Raw genomic sequence first — 13562 nt, 5'->3', positions numbered from 1 at the left:
ATGGCATCACCCGGCCGGGCGGGCAGTTTGGTATTCGAGCGATGCGGGACGGCCGCAGCGACATCCGGCGAGGAGCCAGCCATGCCTTTCATCACCACTGACGACGGCACCGAGATCTTCTACAAGGACTGGGGCAACAAGGACGCCCAGCCGATCATCTTCAGCCACGGCTGGCCGCTGAGCAGTGACGCGTGGGACGTCGAGATGAAGCTCGCCGCCGACAACGGGTTCCGGGCCATCGCCCACGACCGCCGTGGACACGGCCGGTCGACGCAGACCTACTTCGGCAACGACATGGACACGTACGCCGCGGACCTGGACGCCCTGGTGCGTGCCCTGGACCTGCGCGACATCATCCTGGTCGGCCACTCGACCGGTGGTGGCGAGGTGGTCCGGTTCGCCGCGACGCACGGCGTCGGACGGGTTGTGAAGATCGCCACGGCCGGCGCGGTTCCGCCGATCATGGTGAAGTCGGAGAGCAACCCGGAAGGAACGCCGATCGAGGCGTTCGACGGGATCCGCGCCGGCGTCCTCGCCGACCGCTCGCAGTTCTTCAAGGACCTTTCCGAGCCCTTCTTCGGTACGAACCGGCCCGGCTCGACGATCTCCCAGGGTCAGCGTGACCAGTTCTGGCGGCTCGGCATGCAGGCCGGCTTCGCCGCGGTCTACGACTGCGTGAAGCAGTTCTCCGAGACCGACTTCACCGCCGACCTGCAGAAGCTCGACGTCCCGATCTTCATCGCGCAGGGCGACGACGACCAGATCGTGCCGCCGGCCGCCGCCTCGGAGAAAGCCATCAAGCTGGTCAAGAACGGCACCCTGAAGCTGTACCCGGGTGGCCCGCACGGCATCGCGGGCGCGTACCAGCAGGAGCTGGACAAGGACCTGCTCGAGTTCTGGAAGAGCTGAACCTCTTGTCAGGGGTAACGAGAGACGACGTCCCGTAGCCGTCGGCCGTCTTCGCGGACGAACAGACCGCGAATCTCGGTGAACGGGTTGCTACCCGGCGGGACGTCGTCCTCGTACCCCGCCTCGGGGTCCTCGGGGAGCTGGACGAACGGGGTCTTCGGCTGGTCCGGGTGGGTGGGCACGACCGGGTTGCGGTACCACGACGTGCCGCAGTTCCGGTTCTGCACCTCGCCGAGGTACCAGGCCGGGACGGTCACCACCGGCTCGTCCTCGGCGGCGAGCAACTCGTCCCAGCCGGCAAAGCGCTCCCGGAGCAGCTGTTCGAGGCGGTCCAGCGAGTCGACCGAGAAGTCCCACTGCTGCCCGGTCTCACTGGACCAGGCCGGGAAAGCAGCCTCCTGGCTCGCCAGCCAGGTGTTCAGCCTGGGGTTGTCTGCCCAGTTCATGTCGTGCCCCGGTTCTTCTCGGTAACGAAATGATATCCATAGAAGTCGATTGACCGTATCGGGCTGCGCCGATACGGTCCCGTTCCATATGGTGCCACAGGCGCCGGGAACCAGACGACTACAAACGGGGAGGCATCCGGCGTTTCGCTCGCCTTTCGAAGTCTTCTGGGCCTCCCTGGACGGGGATCCTCATGAGCAACCCCAGACCCGCGATGCGCGCGCGCCTGCTGATGCGCAGCCTGGCCGCCGCCGTCTGCGCGGCCGTGCTGGCGTTCGGCGCCGTGCCGGTCGCCGCAGCTCCCGCGCCTCTGCCGTTCACCGGGCAGCGATGCGACAAGAAATTCGACCTCTCCGGGCCGCCGTCGAAGCCGAACACGATTCCGGTCGGTGACGCGAGCCGGGTCAAGGCGGACTGGGACACGTACGACTACACGAACCAGCGGCAGGCGATGGACAACCTGCCCGCGCCCACGGCCAAGGACATCGCGGACGCCGGTGAAGACCCCGGCATCTGGCAAGAGGGCGACAAGCGCAAGGTCTACGCCAGCTACAACCGGCGGCAGAGCAGCACGAACCCGTACACCGGCACGTTCAAGGACTGGCTCAACGACGCCTACATCGAGAACGCCGCCCGCAACTCCCGCGGCGCCGCGTTCGGCGAGAAGGTCGCCCGCGACTTCAACATGGTCGGCGACCACTGGCTCTGCGAAGTCCAGATCAAAGACACCAACGGCAAGGTCATTCGTACGTACGACGCGGTGAACACGAAGACCAAGGAGTTCATCGAGTTCAAGTCCGGTGGGGCGCACTCGGGTGGACAGATCCCCGGTGACCGCACGGTGCTCAAGGACAGCCGGTTCGCCGAGTACAAGCTGCGGTACGTCTTCGGCCAGGAGCAGGAGAAGAAGACGACAACGGCGCTGCGGAACCTCGGCAAGGCCGTCGGCAACACTCCGGAAGGGCTGTCCCGGGTTACGGCGTACGAGCACCGGTCCACCCCGGTCGCACGGTTCACGCCCGGGCAGTACACCAAGTTCGACCCGCTCCTGAACCCGACCTCGTCGGCCGGCCAGGGCGCCCGCGGCGGCCTGAACGACATGCTCAACCAGTCGAAGCCGACGCCCGAGACGATGCGCCAGCAGATGGAGCGCATCCGGCAGGGTGACCCGACCGGCCAGCGGCTGCGCGGCCCCGGCGGCGTCGACTTCTCCACCCTGGAACTGCGGTTCGTCGGCGCGCCCGCCAAGGGCGAAGGCCTGAACTACTCGTTCTCCGCCAAGAAGATGCCCGACCCCGACGAGAACCCGGGTTACGGCGGCGAGGAGAAAGCTCAGCTGATCTCCGACTCGTTCTTCACCTGGCTCGCGCTCACCCCGGAGAAGTTCTGGGTGAACCTCAACCCGGACGAGCCCAACCGGATCATGGACACCAAGTTCGGCAAGACCGACGCCGGACGGGTGCTGCTCGAAGCCGACCTGAAGATGAAGCAGGACTTCGCGCAGGCGATGAACCCGGCGAAGCCGCTCGGCAAGAAGTTCTGGAACGCCACCCAGCTGACCGACGGGCTGCCCTGCCTGCACAGCATCCGCAACTGGATCGAGCCGGCGCCCGCGCAGGTCCGTGAGCAGGACGGCGGCATCTACATCCTGGACGCGCCGCTGAAGCTCAGCTCGGTGCCGCAGGAGTTCACCGTGCAGCCGCCCGGTGACGTCTGCAAGCCGACCGAGGCGCAGATCAAGAAGAACCAGGAAGTGGTCGAGGAACTCATCGTTCCCGAGGTCGAGCGCCTCATCAACAACGATCCGGCGTACGCCGACCTGCGCCGCGTCTACACGTCCCGGGTCGCGGCCGAGTGGATCCGCCTGCAGGACGCGAAGAAGGCCACCGACTACCGGTCGATCATCAACAGCGACAACGTGGCGAAGTGGCCGATCCGCGGCGAGAAGTGGGACTTCAACGAGACCTGGCAGCGGTACCTGAAGTCGTACAAGGAGGGTGACTACGAGTTCGAGTGGGAGGCCGGCGGCAAGGTCTACATCTACACGATGGGCGGCGTCGACTTCTCCAAGGCACCGAAGAAGAACGTCACCAAGCAGGTGTTCACGGCGAAGCACCAGTACCTGCCGCGCGGCACGGAGACGTCGGTGAAGACGATGACCGACGACGCCGAGAGCGACGAGATCCTGCTGCTCGGCGGCAACACGGACGCGAAGCCGACGGTCCCGCCGTCCTCCGCCCCCGGGTCCGGTTCCGGTGACGACGACGGTTCCGGTTCGGGTTCCGGTGACGGTGACGGCGACGACGATGGCGACGCGACCGCGACGCCGACTCCCGGCGGCGACAACAACGCCGGCGGCCTGCCGATCACCGGCTCCAGCGTGCCGGTGCCGGTGCTGATCTCGGTGGCGATCCTGCTGATCGCGATGGGCGCGGGCCTGCTCTTCTGGACCCGCCGCCGCAGGCGCACGTTCGTGAGCTGACCAGCACCAACGAGCGGCGGCACCAGCCCGGTGCCGCCGCTCACCCATTCGTGTGTGTCGCTACTCGGTGACGCTTCGCTAACCTGGGCCGCATGGACGAGGAAGCCCTCATCGAGCCGCATCCCGAAGTTGTGCGCCTGGCCGAGGCACTCGGTCTCCCCAAACCAGGCCCATGGACGAGGGAACAGGTGGCCGAGTTCCGTGAGAAGCAGGCCCGCGCCGCCCGAGACCTCGCGGAGATCATCGCTCACCGTTCGCAGCGATCCGCGTGACCGGACCACAGCCGCCGCATATTCTCGATGCGTCGGCCGTCGTCGAGTTCTTCGCCGGAGATCCAACGCTGACCATGTTGCTGGAGGTGGCGGCAGCCGGTGAGGTGATGCTGACCCTGCCGGCTCTCGCGGTCGCCGAGGCGCAGGCCGCATTGCGCCTTCCGCTCAGCACCTGGTATCACCTGTTCGGCTTCCCTGGTATCCACGAGCAGCAGTTGACCTGGAACGGGGCGGTCGAAGCCGGCGAGATCGCCGCACCACGCCTGGAACACCATCCGATGCAGCCCGCGCTGATCGGCCCACTGATGGTGGGCCAGATGGTCGCCGAGGCGACCGCCATGAGCGCCGTGATCGTTACTCGTATCCCCGAAGCTTATGGCGCCTACAGAGTGTCTCTCCTGGCACTCTAGGCGAGATGCCCTTCTCGCCACTCGTGCGTTGATCTGGTGAGGGGAAGGGGCTGCGTGTGCGGGTTGGGGTGGCGGACGGGCGGGTGGTGGGGTGGGATTCGGCGACCGGGGCTTGGGTGGTTGTCGGGAAGGATCTGCTGGGCTTTCTCGGGGGCGGGAGCGCGGCCGTCCGGGAGGCTGAGGGTGCCTTTGCTGACCCGTACCGAAGAGAGAGCGTGAGCGGACCCGCCGGGCTGCCGATGGAAGCAGCTTCGCTGCGGTGTTTTGGTCTTTGGGAATCGCACATGGTCAATGGGGCTCGGGGGCTGGTCGCCGCTTTCGGGTCGCCCGGGGTGCGACGGGTCGCCAAGGTCTTCGAATCGGTTACCGGCAATGTGCTGCCGGCCATGCGGCCGAAGGCGAACTATTACCGGGATCCGCAGTTCTACATGGGAAATCACCGGTCGGTGATCCCGGACGGCGCGACGCTGGAGTGGCCTTCGTTCGCGAGGGTTCTTGATTTCGAGCTGGAGCTCGGGATCGTCATCGCGAAGCCGGTCAAGGACTGCGACGCCGCGCAGGGGCGGGCGGCGATCGGTGGGTTCGTGGTTCTCAACGATTGGACCGCGCGGGATACGCAGTGGGACGACACGCGGCGCGGGACGTTCGGCGGGGTGGTCAAGGCGAAGACGTTCGCCAATGCGATGTCGGCCGTGGTGGTGACCGCGGACGAGGTGTTGCCGCGCTGGCGTGAACTCACCGGAAGGGTCGTCGTGAACGGCGAGACCTGGGGAGAAGGCACGACGAAAGGTCCGATGTTCGATCTGGGCGCGGTGGTCAAATACGCGGCCAGCGGTGAGCAGCTGTTGCCCGGTGATGTGCTCGGCAGCGGGACCATTCCGGGGCTCTGCGGTCTGGAGATGGGCCGTTTTCCGCGGCCGGGTGACGAGGTCCGGCTCGAACTCGATCTGGCCGCCGGCGCTCCGGTCACCCTCACCAATCGGATCGGCGGTGGCCCCGCTGGCGCGGCCTGTCCAGAATGAGGCCGTGGAAGGGATCCGGAAGACCGTCGCGGGCCTGCTGATCGCGGTGCTGGCGCTCGCCGCCAACCTCACGCTCTTCGTGGCGAGCCTCGTGTCGGTGCTGCTCATCCCGGTGCTCGGCATCGGGATTGTGGTGATGCCCCACGTTGTCGTCGCGGTGCGGTTCCGGGCCGATCTGGAGCGGCGGTTCAGTGCCCGGTTCGGTGTGCCGATCGCCGTGCCGTACCGATCAATTCCGGTCGACGCGCCGCTCGGTTCGTGGCGGCGGTTCCGGATGGTGATCGCCGATCCGGCGACCTGGCGGGACTTCTCGTGGCTGCTGCCCGGGGCGATCATCACGGGCGTCCTGGGGATCGTCGGGCTGGCCGCTGGGCCGTACCCGATAAGAATCGCCTTCCGTTTCTCGCGGCTGCTGCTCGGACCGACCGCCGCGGCCGCGTTGCGGCGGCGGGTGGAGACGCTGACCGTGAGTCGCGCCGACACCGTCGACGCGCAGGCTGCCGAGCTGCGCCGGATCGAACGCGACCTGCACGACGGCGCGCAGGCCCGGCTCGTCGCGCTCGGCATGAACATCGGCCTGGCCGAGGCGCTGATCCACCGTGATCCGGTCGCCGCGCATCGGCTGCTCGTGGAGGCCAGGGAGGCGAGCGGGCAGGCCCTCGGCGAGCTGCGCCAGGTGGTACGCGGCATCCTGCCGCCCGTGCTGTCCGAACGCGGCCTCGAAGGCGCGGTGTCGGCGCTGGCGCTGACCCTCCCGATGCCGGTCGACGTGGAGGCGGACCTGCCCTGCCGGATGCCCGCGCCGGTCGAGTCGGCCGCCTATTTCTCGGTCGCCGAGATGCTGGCCAACGTGGTCAAACACAGCGGCGCCCGGCATGTCGGCGTCGGGATGCGTTTTGAGAACGACCTGATCAGCATGGTCGTCCGCGACGACGGCGACGGCGGCGCCGACCCGGAAGGCGGCTCGGGGATGCGCGGCGTGCAACGAAGGCTGGCCGCCTTCGATGGAACAATGTCGGTCACCAGCCCGCCGGGCGGACCAACCGTCGTGAACATGGAGCTGCCGTGCGTGTTGTCCTCGCCGAAGACCTCGCGCTCCTCCGCGACGGACTGACCCGGCTGCTCACCGCGTTCGGCTGCGAGGTGGTGGCCGCGGTCGACAACGGGCCCGCGTTGCTCCCGGCTCTGCTCGCGAACCGCCCCGACGTCGCCATCGTCGACGTGCGGCTGCCGCCCACCTTCACCGACGAGGGCCTGCGCGCGGCGATCGCGGCCCGCGCCGAACTGCCCGGACTGCCGGTTCTGGTGCTCTCTCAATATGTCGAGCAGCTCTATGCCCGTGAACTGCTCGGCGATCGCAGCGGCGGCGTCGGATATCTGCTCAAGGACCGGATCGCGGACGTCGAGCAGTTCGTCGACGCGGTACGCCGAGTCGCCGCCGGCGGCACCGTGATGGACCCCGAGGTCGTGGCCCAGCTCCTGGCCCGGCAGCCACTCAATGGTTTGACGGCGCGGGAGCAGGAAGTGCTCGGACTGATGGCCGAGGGCCGGTCGAACGCGGCGATCGCGAGCCGCATCTTCATCACCGAGAAAGCGGTCAGCAAGCACATCAACAGCATTTTCACGAAGCTCGGAATGCCGCCGTCGGACGATGACAACCGGCGGGTCCTGGCGGTGCTGACATACCTCGGCTGATCGGTCAGTTTCGGAGAAGCGCCGGTCACGCTGGTTCTCATAGCGTGACCGGCATGAACAAATGGATTCGGCAGGCTCACCGCTGGCTCGCGATCGCCTTCACGGTGACGGTCGTCATCACTTCGGTCGCTCTGGCGCAGGAGGATCCGATCCTCTGGATCTCCTATGTGCCGTTGCTGCCGCTGGCCCTGCTCTTCTTCTCGGGGTTGTATCTGTTCGTGCTGCCTTACCGGCGTGCTACGCGTTCTTATAAGCACCCGCAATGATGTCCTCGACCAGCGTCGGCCCGGTCGGCTCCCAGCCGAACGCCGCCCGGGTGATCTCACTCGACGCGCTCATGTCCAGGGCGAAGAACCGCCCGAGGAACCCGAAGTGCTCCACCGCGTCGTCAGGCGCGACCGATTTCACCGGCAGATCCAGTGACCGCCCGATCGCCTCGGCGATCTGCCGGCTCGGCACCGCCTCCTCGGCGACCGCGTGCAGACGGGTGCCGGCCGGTGCCTGCTCCAGACCGATTCTGACCAGCCGCGCCGCGTCGTCGACGTGCACCGCGGACCACGCCGACGACCCGTCGCCGACGTAACCGGCGAACCCGGTGCGCTTGGCGGCGGCCACCAGAATGGCGATGAACCCGTGGTCGCCGGTGCCGTGCACGGTCGGCGCGAAGCGTGCCGCGATCGCGTGCACACCCAGCTCGAACGCCCGGTTCTCGGCACCGCCGCGCGGCGAGTCCAGCCCGCTGAACGGCGACGGGTCGTTCTCGGTGGACGGCCGTCCCTGAGCGAGCGCGGCCAGCCCGGACGCGAAAACGAACGGCTTGTCCGTGCCGGCGAGAGCTTCGGCGATGGCTTCGACCGAGGCACGCTCGGCCCGGTTCGACTCGGCCGGGTTGGCCCAGTCGTGCTTGTTGGCGAGGTTGACGACGGCGTCGGCCTCGGTGGCGCCGCGCCGCAGGGCGTCCAGATCGTCGAGGTCGCCGCGCAGCACGGCGGCGCCCTTGCCCCGCAGAGCCGCCGCGGCGGCATCCGACCGCGCCAGGCCGGTCACGTCGTGGCCTGCCCTCAGCAACTCGTCGACGGTGTGCGAGCCGATCCAACCGCTTGCTCCGGTGACGAACACGCGCATGGCGTGCCTCCCTTACCCATGATGTCAGTGACTGACATGACGCTACACCCTGATGTCAGCTTCTGACATCACTATGATGCGCATCATGGCGAGATGGCAGGGCGGCGCGGCGGAACGCCTCAAGGAGGCGGCACTCACCCTTTTTCAGAGCCATGGGTACGACGGAACGACGGTCGCTGAGATCGCGGCAGCGGCCGGGGTCACCGAGCGCACGTTCTTCCGCCACTTCGCGGACAAGCGTGAGGTGCTGTTCTTCGACCAGAACGCGTTCGAAGGGGTGTTCCTGGCCGCCCTGCCGGCGTCCGGCGCCCCGATGGAGCTGGTCACGGCGGTGCTCGCCGGTGCCGCGTCGCTCTTTCCCGACGAACGCCGCCCGTGGTCCCGCGCCCGGCAAGCGGTGATCGTCGGCAACGTGGCCCTGCAGGAGCGCGAGCTGCTCAAGATGTCGCTGCTCGCGGTGGCGCTGACCCGCGCGCTGACCGAACGCGGCATCGACCCCGTCGACGCGGCGCTGGCAGCCGAGGCGGGGGTGGCGGTGTTCCGTACGGCGTTCGCGGCCTGGATCGCCGACGGCGAGGAGCGCCCCTTCCCCGAGATCCAGACCGAGATCCTGAATCGCCTGCGCGCCCTGCTCTGAACAGGGGGCGACCTGGAAGCCGGGGGGTGATAGCGGTCGATGCTGGAAGCATGAGCAGAACGCACGATGCGCTGCGCCGGATGTACCGCAACGTCGACCGAGTTGGCCGTGTTGGCCGAGCCGTAGCACAGATAGGTCATCCGGCCCGATGACCTATCTGAGCTACGGCTCGGCCCGGGACAACGGGGTCTCGGCGACGGCGTGGGCCCTTACTCGACACGCGTGCCGGACGTCGTCCTTGCGTGTCGAATTGGGGTCCGATCCGCGCCCGAACTCGACACAGGCCGCTGGGCCCCGCCGGATCTTGAGCGACTTTCTACCCTCCGCGGTGGAGAATCGCTCAAGATCGCGGCCGGTGCGGCCGGGCGTGGGCGGTTCGGTTACTCGTAGCAGTTTTGGTTGTCGTGTTCTAGGAACAGCTCGGCGACCTTGCTGTCGGTGAAGTGGAAGCGGTAGTGGACCTTGTCGCCATCGTCCCCGGTGGCCCAGGCGCGGCCGTTGCCGCTGTCCAGTGTGTCGTCGACGCCGCCTGCGAGGAGGTCGTCGTAGGCGCTCTTCACCTGCTTCAGCGTGCTGCCGATGCGGATGCCCTCCGGGGTGGCGAGCCGGCCGTAGGCAGGGATCGAGATGACACCGAGGTCCGGCGAGTGCACGACGGAACCCGCGTCCGGCGAAGCCTTGAGCACCGACGCGCCGCAACCGGGCGATGATCCACCTTCGTAATTCGTGATCAGCCCGGTCGCCTTCGCCTGAGCGACCGTCATCCCGATCGTGAGCTTGCCCAGCCCGGCCGGCCCGAACACGAGCCGCGAAGACGAGGACGAAGACGAAGGAGACGGAGACGGAGACGAAGGAGACGGAGACGAAGACGAAGACGACGACGGGGACGGGGACGACGGCGCAGAAGTGGGGGAGGAGGCAGGGGAGGAACCACCCGCTCCGACCGGCGCGGCCTGGCCGTCCAGCCGCTCCGGGGAAGAGGTGCACCCGGACGCGAGGAGAACCGCCGCCGCCATACCGAAAACCGAGATCGTACGTCGCATCGCATTGCCTTTCGTTCACCGAGGGTCAGTCCTCAGTTGTGATGCGACGCGAGTGCTCTCGGTTCGCGGGAAAACGGCAGCTGGCACGAAACCGGTAGACGTGCGCCATCTGAACAAGGACAGCATGCCCTGGGCCCGCACGACCCTCCACAACAAGCCCGGGGCCGGTCGAGTGGCTACCTCGCGGTAACGATTCTCGGTACCGTGGCCGGAGACGAAGGGGTCAGGAGGGCACATCATGTCCACGACGCACGTCTCCGAGAAGCAGGCGCGGCAGACCGCTGAAGCCGCCCGCGAGTCCGAGTGGCGCCAGCCCAGTTTCGGCAAAGAGCTGTTTCTGGGCCGGTTGCGGCTCGACCTGATCGATCCCCGGCCGGATGCGCCACCCAGTCCGGAAGCCGAGGAGTTCCTGGCGAGACTTGGGGAGTTCGTGCGTACCCAAGTGGATGGACAACAAATAGAGCGCGACGCGCGCATCCCGGATGAGGTTTTTCACGGGCTCGCGCGTCTTGGTGCTTTCGGCATGAAAATCGACAAGGAGTACGGCGGGCTCGGGCTGTCGAATCTGCATTACTGCAAGGCGCTCACGCTGATCGGATCGGTCAACGCGTCGCTGGCCGCGCTGCTTTCCGCGCATCAGTCGATCGGTGTGCCGCAGCCGTTGAAGATGTTCGGCAGTGCCGAGCAGAAAAAGGCCTTCCTGCCGCGGCTCGCGGCCGGCGAGGTATCGGCGTTCCTGCTCACCGAGCCGGACGTGGGTTCCGACCCGGCGCGCCTCGGTACCGTTGCCGAGCCGGTCGACGGCGGTTTCCGCCTCAACGGCCTGAAACTGTGGGCGACAAACGGCACCCTCGCGACGCTTCTCGTGGTGATGGCCCGGGTGCCGGAGAAAGGCATCACCGCTTTCGTCGTCGAAGGTGACGCGCCGGGCATCACGGTCGAGCGCCGCAACGAATTCCTCGGCCTGCGCGGTCTGGAGAACAGCGTCACCCGGTTCCACGACGTCTTCGTCCCGTCGGAGAACGTGATCGGCGGGCCCGGAAAAGGTCTGAAAATCGCGCTCACCACGCTGAACACCGGTCGCCTGTCGCTGCCGGCGATATGCGTCGGCGCCGGGAAACGCGCGCTCACCATCGCCCGCGAATGGTCGGCGGAAAGGGTGCAATGGGGCCGGCCGGTCGGGCAGCACGAGGCGGTCGCCAAGAAGATCGCCTTCATCGCGGCGACGACATACGCCATGGAGTCCATGCTGGATCTCTCCTGCGTGATCGCCGATGACGCCCGCAACGACATCCGGATCGAGGCCGCGCTCGTCAAACTCTTCGCCAGCGAGATGGCCTGGCAGGTCGCCGACGAGCTGATCCAGATCCGCGGCGGCCGCGGTTACGAGACCAACGACTCCCTCGCGGCCCGCGGCGAACGCACCGCCGAAGCCGAACAGATCCTCCGTGACCTGCGCATCAACCGCATCTTCGAAGGCTCCACCGAGATCATGCACCTGCTGATCGCTCGCGAGGCCGTCGACGCGCATCTCGCCGTCGCGGGCGACATCATCGACGCCGAAGCCGGCCTCGGCCGCAAGGCCCGCGCCGGGGCGCGAGCAGGCGCGTTCTACGCACGCTGGTTGCCGACACTCACGGTCGGTCAGGGCCAGAACCCCCATGGGTACGCGCAATTCGGCCCTCTTGCGGCCCATCTTCGGTACGCGGAACGTGCCTCGCGCAAACTCGCCCGGTCCACCTTCTACGCGATGTCCCGGTGGCAGGGCAGGCTGGAGCGCAAGCAGGCGTTCCTCGGGCGGATCGTGGACATCGGCGCCGAGCTCTACGCGATGTCGGCGGTGTGTGCCCGCGCGCGTGCCGAGGGGCGCCCGGAGGGCCGTGAGCTGGCGGACCTGTTCTGCCGGCAGTCGCGGTTGCGGGCGGACGCGTTGTTCGCGGCGCTGTGGGACAACACGGATCGCCTTGATGCGGAGGCGGCTTCGCGGGTCATCGGCGGGCGGTACGCCTTCGTCGAGGAGGGTGTGGTCTCTCCGCCGTCGTCTGACGCGTGGGTGGCGGCGTGGCAGGCCGGCCCGGCCGAGGTTCCGGACGTCCGTCGCCGGATCCCGCCGGCGCCGTGACGTGTGCGGTTGTTGTCACGAACGAACGTTCGCTTTATATTTGGCGCATGCCCCGAGTCACCGAGGAGTACCTGGCCGGTCGCCGTGCCGAGATTCTGGCCGCCTCCGCGCGGCGGTTCGCTGCCGACGGCTTCCACGCCACCTCGATGGCCGGGATCATCAGTGAGTCCGGGCTGTCCGCCGGAGCGGTCTATCGGTACTTCCGCAGCAAGGAAGAGCTGATCTCGGCAGTTGCCGAGATCGCGTTGTCGAAGGCCAAGGAGGTCTTCGACGGCCTTCTTGTCGACGGGGCGTCGCCGTCGCCCGCCGAGGCGGTCAGTGCGATGGTGCGCGGGGTCGTCGCCCGAGCCGCCGACGACACGATCACGAAGACCGATCTGACCAGGCTGGCGGTTCAGGTCTGGGGTGAGGCGCTGAGTAATCCCGAGGTGCATCAGCGGGTCGGCGATGTCTATCGCAGCCTGCGGGGGCACTGTGCCGAGGTGGCCCGGCGCTGGCAGGCCGCCGGTCACCTGCCGCCCGACGTGTTGCCGGAGCAGGTGGGCACGGCGATGCTCGGCCTGGTGCAGGGTTTCGTGTTGCAGCGGCTCCTGCTTGAGGAGACGAGTGCCGATGCTTATCTCGCGGGCGCGACAGCCCTGCTGCCGGGCAGTGACTGAGCCGCGGCGGTATGGTGGCCGTTTGTTCAGGAAGGACTCGTCATGACGACCGAAGCGGTGCCGGCTGTTTCTGGTCCGCAGCGGCGTGGCCAGCGCCGGGACGCTGCGGAGAACCGGGACCGCATCCTGCTTGCGGCTCGGAACCTGCTGGTCACGAACCCGAACGCGAGCATGGACGACGTCGCGCACGCGGCAGGTGTCGTGCGCCGCACGGTCTACGCGCACTTCCCCAATCGGGACGAGCTGCTGACCGGCCTCGGCGATCGGGCAGCGACGGACATGCTGGACGCGTTGCGGCGTACCGATAGATCTGCTCTTGATCCTGCCGTCGCGATGGCGGATTTTTCGCTGACGATCTGGACCGCGGGCGACCAGTACCGCCTGCTGATCTCCCTCGCGGAGAGCGAGTTCGGCAGCGCCCGGCTGCGTGACCTGCTCGCGCCGATCCGCGAGCAGGGCCTCGAACTGCTGATCCGGGGCCGCGACGAGGGCCGGTTCGCCACCCATCTGCCGCTGCCGGTGCTCAGTGCCGCACTCCAGGCGGTCACGTTGTCGCTGCTCCAGGCGGTCAATGACGAACTCTGGACCGACGACGGCGACCGGGCCGCCCGAGCCGTGCTGATCGCCGCGGGCGTGCCGGCGACCGAGGCCGACGGTGTGATCCAGCAGGCACGCGCATTGTGATCGCTGTCCGTCACAGCTAACGTGCACGCAGCTGTGCAGGTTAGTGGTGATGGGGGTG

The 13562-nt window shown here is 67.8% G+C and carries 15 protein-coding genes; 12 read left to right on the top strand and 3 right to left on the bottom strand.

From position 1 onward, the window contains the following. Window positions 1-81: 81 nt before the first annotated feature. Window positions 82-909 carry an alpha/beta fold hydrolase gene (locus B0I29_RS34315; protein WP_111653285.1) on the top strand — a complete coding sequence of 276 codons (828 nt, stop codon included), beginning with the start codon at window positions 82-84 and terminating at the stop codon, window positions 907-909. Window positions 910-917: 8 nt separating this feature from the next. Here the strand turns inward: B0I29_RS34315 and B0I29_RS34310 are convergent, their stop codons facing one another. Further along, window positions 918-1355, bottom strand: a complete 438-nt coding sequence (locus B0I29_RS34310; protein WP_111653284.1) for a hypothetical protein — start codon at window positions 1353-1355, stop codon at window positions 918-920. A gap of 191 nt (window positions 1356-1546) precedes the next feature. On the opposite strand from B0I29_RS34310, the gene B0I29_RS34305 reads away from it, so the two are divergent. From B0I29_RS34305 to B0I29_RS34280, 7 genes are all read left to right on the top strand, one after another. Beyond that, window positions 1547-3835 (top strand): hypothetical protein, encoded by a 2289-nt coding sequence (locus B0I29_RS34305; protein WP_146616974.1) that lies wholly within the window; start codon window positions 1547-1549, stop codon window positions 3833-3835. Between the two features lie 92 nt (window positions 3836-3927). Beyond that, window positions 3928-4107 (top strand): hypothetical protein, encoded by a 180-nt coding sequence (locus B0I29_RS45360; RefSeq protein ID WP_146616973.1) that lies wholly within the window; start codon window positions 3928-3930, stop codon window positions 4105-4107. Next, the gene (locus B0I29_RS34300) at window positions 4104-4517 is read left to right on the top strand and encodes a hypothetical protein (RefSeq protein ID WP_111653282.1); all 414 of its coding nucleotides are present in this window, start codon (window positions 4104-4106) and stop codon (window positions 4515-4517) included. The genes B0I29_RS45360 and B0I29_RS34300 overlap by 4 nt, the downstream gene beginning before the upstream one ends. 284 nt (window positions 4518-4801) lie before the next feature. Continuing rightward, window positions 4802-5539: a fumarylacetoacetate hydrolase family protein gene (locus tag B0I29_RS47085; RefSeq protein WP_245972969.1), complete on the top strand. Its 738-nt coding sequence runs from the start codon at window positions 4802-4804 to the stop codon at window positions 5537-5539. Window positions 5540-5543: 4 nt separating this feature from the next. Then, entirely contained in the window at window positions 5544-6653 is a 1110-nt protein-coding gene (locus tag B0I29_RS34290; protein ID WP_245972968.1) for a sensor histidine kinase, read from the top strand. After that, window positions 6605-7234, top strand: coding sequence for a response regulator transcription factor (locus B0I29_RS34285; protein WP_111653279.1), 630 nt, complete (start codon window positions 6605-6607; stop codon window positions 7232-7234). The genes B0I29_RS34290 and B0I29_RS34285 overlap by 49 nt, the downstream gene beginning before the upstream one ends. Before the next feature lie 53 nt (window positions 7235-7287). Further along, window positions 7288-7500 (top strand): hypothetical protein, encoded by a 213-nt coding sequence (locus B0I29_RS34280; protein WP_111653328.1) that lies wholly within the window; start codon window positions 7288-7290, stop codon window positions 7498-7500. Here B0I29_RS34280 and B0I29_RS34275 read toward each other — a convergent pair. Beyond that, complete coding sequence (locus B0I29_RS34275) at window positions 7472-8359, bottom strand: SDR family oxidoreductase (protein ID WP_111653278.1); 888 nt, start codon at window positions 8357-8359, stop codon at window positions 7472-7474. The genes B0I29_RS34280 and B0I29_RS34275 overlap by 29 nt on opposite strands. Window positions 8360-8444: 85 nt before the next feature. On the opposite strand from B0I29_RS34275, the gene B0I29_RS34270 reads away from it, so the two are divergent. Continuing rightward, a complete protein-coding gene (locus B0I29_RS34270; RefSeq protein WP_111653327.1) occupies window positions 8445-8996 on the top strand; it encodes a TetR/AcrR family transcriptional regulator in 552 nt (183 codons plus the stop codon). A 380-nt stretch (window positions 8997-9376) separates the two neighbouring features. On the opposite strand, the gene B0I29_RS34265 is transcribed toward B0I29_RS34270, so the two are convergent. Then, entirely contained in the window at window positions 9377-9799 is a 423-nt protein-coding gene (locus B0I29_RS34265; protein ID WP_111653277.1) for a hypothetical protein, read from the bottom strand. Window positions 9800-10277: 478 nt separating this feature from the next. Between B0I29_RS34265 and B0I29_RS34255 the strand changes: the two genes are divergently transcribed. From B0I29_RS34255 to B0I29_RS34245, 3 genes are read left to right on the top strand one after another with little or no spacing between them, the layout of a single operon-like run. Continuing rightward, entirely contained in the window at window positions 10278-12161 is a 1884-nt protein-coding gene (locus tag B0I29_RS34255; RefSeq protein ID WP_111653276.1) for an acyl-CoA dehydrogenase family protein, read from the top strand. Between the two features lie 47 nt (window positions 12162-12208). Next, window positions 12209-12820: a TetR/AcrR family transcriptional regulator gene (locus B0I29_RS34250; protein WP_111653275.1), complete on the top strand. Its 612-nt coding sequence runs from the start codon at window positions 12209-12211 to the stop codon at window positions 12818-12820. 42 nt (window positions 12821-12862) lie between these two features. Further along, window positions 12863-13504, top strand: a complete 642-nt coding sequence (locus B0I29_RS34245) for a TetR/AcrR family transcriptional regulator (RefSeq protein ID WP_111653274.1) — start codon at window positions 12863-12865, stop codon at window positions 13502-13504. Window positions 13505-13562: the final 58 nt, after the last annotated feature.

Origin of the sequence: Actinoplanes lutulentus, from assembly GCF_003259845.1 — a bacterium.
Classification (GTDB): Bacteria; Actinomycetota; Actinomycetes; order Mycobacteriales; family Micromonosporaceae; genus Actinoplanes; species Actinoplanes lutulentus.
The sequence above is the reverse complement of the archived record's forward strand: the minus strand, read 5'-3'. Positions and strand labels throughout refer to the sequence as shown.

Excerpts from the sequence above, each read along its gene's own strand:
- B0I29_RS34315 (WP_111653285.1), top strand. The coding sequence starts at position 82 with ATGCCTTTCATCACCACTGACGACGGCACCGAGATCTTCTACAAGGAC.
- B0I29_RS34310 (WP_111653284.1), bottom strand. The coding sequence starts at position 1,355 with ATGAACTGGGCAGACAACCCCAGGCTGAACACCTGGCTGGCGAGCCAG.
- B0I29_RS34305 (WP_146616974.1), top strand. The coding sequence starts at position 1,547 with ATGAGCAACCCCAGACCCGCGATGCGCGCGCGCCTGCTGATGCGCAGC.
- B0I29_RS45360 (WP_146616973.1), top strand. The coding sequence starts at position 3,928 with ATGGACGAGGAAGCCCTCATCGAGCCGCATCCCGAAGTTGTGCGCCTG.
- B0I29_RS47085 (WP_245972969.1), top strand. The coding sequence starts at position 4,802 with ATGGTCAATGGGGCTCGGGGGCTGGTCGCCGCTTTCGGGTCGCCCGGG.
- B0I29_RS34280 (WP_111653328.1), top strand. The coding sequence starts at position 7,288 with ATGAACAAATGGATTCGGCAGGCTCACCGCTGGCTCGCGATCGCCTTC.
- B0I29_RS34275 (WP_111653278.1), bottom strand. The coding sequence starts at position 8,359 with ATGCGCGTGTTCGTCACCGGAGCAAGCGGTTGGATCGGCTCGCACACC.
- B0I29_RS34270 (WP_111653327.1), top strand. The coding sequence starts at position 8,445 with ATGGCGAGATGGCAGGGCGGCGCGGCGGAACGCCTCAAGGAGGCGGCA.
- B0I29_RS34255 (WP_111653276.1), top strand. The coding sequence starts at position 10,278 with ATGTCCACGACGCACGTCTCCGAGAAGCAGGCGCGGCAGACCGCTGAA.
- B0I29_RS34250 (WP_111653275.1), top strand. The coding sequence starts at position 12,209 with ATGCCCCGAGTCACCGAGGAGTACCTGGCCGGTCGCCGTGCCGAGATT.
- B0I29_RS34245 (WP_111653274.1), top strand. The coding sequence starts at position 12,863 with ATGACGACCGAAGCGGTGCCGGCTGTTTCTGGTCCGCAGCGGCGTGGC.